Raw genomic sequence first — 3,141 nt, 5'->3', positions numbered from 1 at the left:
AACAGGGGTCAAATTGCTGTGAATTAAGGGGACTACTTTGAGTGGATTTTCCAATTGGAGAGCCAATTGTATATCACGATATCCATAACATAACACCGCATCTTGTTTAAGTGAAAATCTGGTACGTTGGAACTTGTAAGAGCAAATGCGTGAAAGTTATGCTATGCACAAGCATAGCGTGCTGTCACGTCCTCTTACATAGGCTTACCAGAACCTTCACTTTTGGACTATGATTAGCACGCTATTTTTGTTTTTTGGCCAATCACATAAAGTGCGTTGAATAAAAAAACCTTATTTTATTCAGTACAGCGATTTAATTGAATAAAATTCGTTATATTTACGGTCTAAAACAGACTGTAATGAAAACAACAATACTCAATCAGCGGGCGGAGCGCGACGAATTGTTGTCGCGCCCTTATCAGCAACGCCATACCAAGTATGACGCTGACGAACTTTTGCAGAACCCGCTTATCAAACTTATAACCGGTCCTCGTCGCGTAGGTAAATCTGTTTTTGCCCTGCTGATGTTGCAAGGTAAGAATTTTGCCTACCTCAATTTTGACGATAATCAATTGCTTGAAAAATGGGACGAGGATCTGGCAATGTCGGCTCTTGATGATGTCTATCCTGATTATGATTTTATGCTGCTTGATGAAATTCAGAATCTGCCGGATTGGGATTTGTGGGTAAGTAAGCTATATCGCCGGGGAAAGAATCTGATAATCACAGGAAGCAATGCCAATATGTTGAGCAGCGAAATGGCGACAGTGCTGACAGGCCGTTATCTCCAGATTGAAATGTTGCCTTTCAGCCTTGATGAAACCATGAGGTGGAAAAATATCAGCCCGGACCGCGAGGAACAGGCGGCACAGGCAATAGTGCTGGCAGATGACTATATGCGAAACGGCGGGTATCCTGAAACTATCTCGGCTCGTAGCATCACCAAGAGTTATCTTTCCACGCTGTTTGATTCAATCTTGCTGAAAGATGTCGCCAAACGCCACAACGTGAGGAATACGACCGACTTATACAACCTTGCTACTTATTTGTTGTCAAATTTTTGCAATCCGATTTCAGCCAACGAACTTGCCGGAGAACTGGGATTGTCAAGTGTTGCAACTACAAAGAAATTCTGCGATTATCTTAATGAGCCTTACCTGTTCTTCTATTTGCCGCGCTTCAACAACAGGCTGAAACTGATGAATAAGGCGCCGAAAAAGGTATATGTCGTTGACAATGGTTTTGTGCAAAGCACAGCTTTTAATCTCAGTGAGAACCTCGGCCGCCTGTTGGAAAATCAAGTATTTGTGGAACTTCTACGTCGCGGCTATACCCCCGGTCAAACGCTATTCTATTACCGCACCCGCAACGATAAAGAGATAGATTTTGTTACCCGTAAAGGCATAAAAGTAGAGCAACTAATTCAGGTCTGCTACGACATGACTTCCGAGAAAACCCGCAAACGCGAACTCGACGCCCTCGCAGAAGCCGCCGAAGAACTCCACTGCGACAACTTGCTTGTAATCACCAACTCGCAAGAAGGAACTATCGAATGGAAAGATACTAATATTGTGATTACTCGTATTAACCAGTTTTGAAATCATCTGTTTAAGTACTTAAGAATATATGAATGATAATAAAGATTTAATATTAGCAATTTTAGCCGTTTTAGTTCCAGCGGTAGTAGCCTTCATGGGTTATATCATACACCGAAAAACGGAACGAATTAAAATTATGGAAAATCAATTATCTGAAAAGAAATATCTTGCTTATGCTGGAATAGTAACGTTATTCTTCAATATCTTAAAAACGGTAAAAGCAGGAAAAACTTCAGATGATGATTGGGCTGAGAAGATGGTTGATTTAAAAAGGGATATACTACTTTATGGCTCTGATAGTGTATTTTATGCATTTAATAATTTCTTTGACGTCTCTACTAACCATCCTGGGGATATTAAATTGATGATGGATGTATGGCTTAAACTAATACTTGAGATAAGACAGGATATGTGCGGTCATAAATCCAAATTAAGTAAGGATGACATATTATTAAACTTAATGCAAAGTCGAAATGAGATACAAAAATTTTATAACTTATAACTACATAACAGGTGATGAGAATTAGAAACTAGTAAAGCTGATATATTGAATAAAATTGTTATCTTTGTACTAACCCAATAGAAACAATGGGGAAGAACATTGAAATGATGCCGTGTGCAATTCGTGAACAACGGAGAGAACGACATTACAATATTCTGAAAACAACTTAGTTACAACGATATTAGCCGACTCCAGGCGGATCACCAAAAAACTCAGAGAGTTACCCCAAAAGGTAACTCTCTGAGTTTATGCCTGTTTTATACTGGTTTACATGGTTCAGTCCAACCGAGACAAATAGAATGGAATTATATCCATATACAAACGAAACCGGCAACTATATCCCCTTCTTTATGACCGGCAGCCCGAACCCGCCTTGGCTTAAAGAGAGCACTTTAGGCTTTCCTTTCCGTGCTTTCTGATAAGCGGCGCGCGAGACGTGCAAGGTCTCCACCGCCCCGTTATCGAAAGCTACCTGAAGATAATATTCATAGCGCATGCCATCGGGCACATATCGGTGTTTGCCTACCCTGCGCCGTTTTTCATGCTGTTCCATGCGCTTATCGAGTACGGTCACCGTCACATCATGCACGGAATCGTCATCCGCCAACAAATAGTTGCCTATAAGAAATGCTCCGTAACAGATGGAACCTACACCTATCAAATGGCACAACACATTCACGACTCTCTCTTCCATGGTCGTCAGCCATATCCATTTGCGGTAGAGAGGAAGGGTCAACATGCCTGCCGCCACCGCCACACCGACGGGTATCCACCAGGCCGCCAGTGTCTTCTCGGAAATCACATACCCCGTAGTGCCCAAGACGAGCACAGCCAAAATCACAACAATGCGTAACGCTTTAATAAACATGGTTCTTATCGCTTTAATTCGTATTTTCCTGCAAATATATAAATAAAAGGAACAGATGAAGAAACAGGCAACCTAAAACATCAAGCCGCATCACGGCTCTTTCATTTAAATAACGTCCGTTCGATATAATTCAGAACAATGACGGAACACTATCCATCTTTTCGCAAAGACAG

Annotated in this window: 3 protein-coding genes; 2 read left to right on the top strand and 1 reads right to left on the bottom strand. The window is 41.4% G+C overall.

Going from position 1 to position 3,141, the window contains the following annotated elements:
* The first annotated feature begins 359 nt into the window (after positions 1 to 359).
* Positions 360 to 1,598: an ATP-binding protein gene (locus QZ327_RS14280; RefSeq protein WP_294620387.1), complete on the top strand. Its 1,239-nt coding sequence runs from the start codon at positions 360 to 362 to the stop codon at positions 1,596 to 1,598.
* 28 nt (positions 1,599 to 1,626) lie between these two features.
* Positions 1,627 to 2,100 carry a hypothetical protein gene (locus QZ327_RS14275; protein WP_294620385.1) on the top strand — a complete coding sequence of 158 codons (474 nt, stop codon included), beginning with the start codon at positions 1,627 to 1,629 and terminating at the stop codon, positions 2,098 to 2,100.
* Between the two features lie 334 nt (positions 2,101 to 2,434).
* On the opposite strand, the gene QZ327_RS14270 is transcribed toward QZ327_RS14275, so the two are convergent.
* Entirely contained in the window at positions 2,435 to 2,968 is a 534-nt protein-coding gene (locus QZ327_RS14270; protein WP_294620384.1) for a hypothetical protein, read from the bottom strand.
* Positions 2,969 to 3,141: the final 173 nt, after the last annotated feature.

The organism is uncultured Bacteroides sp., from assembly GCF_910578895.1.
GTDB lineage: Bacteria > Bacteroidota > Bacteroidia > Bacteroidales > Bacteroidaceae > Bacteroides.
Note: the sequence above shows the minus strand (reverse complement) of the source record. Positions and strands in the feature narration are given on the sequence as shown.